The organism is Vibrio sp. 1069 (genome assembly GCF_033340555.1).
In genome coordinates this window covers 1-776 of record NZ_JAWOWP010000276.1, presented here as the reverse complement: position 1 = coordinate 776, position 776 = coordinate 1, and the positions used below count along the sequence as shown (strand labels likewise).

The following is a 776-nucleotide window of genomic DNA, read 5'->3' as shown; positions in this document are numbered from 1 at the left end:
CACCCAGATAGTTTCATCCCTCTGCAGGTCAGTTGCCCAGAAGTGATGAGTCAAAGCATAACCACGGACTTACTCAGAGACACGGAAAACGCGCTCACTAAGCGTATTCGCTGGGCAGATGTTTTGGTGTTTGGCCCCGGTTTTGGCGACGATGAGTGGGCGTATCAAGCTTATCAATACCTATCTCAAGAACAAAAACCGAAAGTTGTGGATGCGGATGGTCTAAATATTCTGGCAATGTTAAGTCAACGATGTGATGGCACATTGGTGTGTGACAACCAACGTGTCATCACTCCTCATCCGGGAGAAGCCGCTCGTTTGTTAAATGTGACCACTAAACAGATTGAAAGTGATCGATATTCCGCAGCACGCCAACTGCAAGAACGCTATGGTGGCGTAGTGGTGTTAAAAGGTGCAGGAACGCTGGTTTTTGATGGTGTCAGAATGTATGTGTGCCTCGCAGGTAATCCGGGCATGGCGACGGGCGGAATGGGTGACGTACTTTCTGGTGTGATTGGTGCACTGCTTGCCAAAGGTTTACCGATCTCTATCGCAGCGCGATTAGGAGTCATGATTCATAGCCACGCTGCCGATCTCAATGCAGAAAAACATGGAGAAGTGGGATTATTAGCCACAGATGTCGTGGAGACTCTTCGCGCTGCGACTCATATTCAGCGAGCGAAAAACTGACTCTCGGGCGAAAATGTGACTTTAGAAGTGAAATTTCTTTAATGATCTTCGAGATGTATACGCGAGATTGAAGGTTAACTGGTTGA

At 47.8% G+C, this 776-nt stretch carries 1 protein-coding gene; it reads left to right on the top strand.

Going from position 1 to position 776, the window contains the following annotated elements; all coding sequences use genetic code 11:
- A partial coding sequence (locus R7040_RS25960; protein WP_318097499.1) for an NAD(P)H-hydrate dehydratase occupies positions 1-690 on the top strand: 690 nt, incomplete at its 5' end.
- Positions 691-776 lie beyond the last annotated feature (86 nt).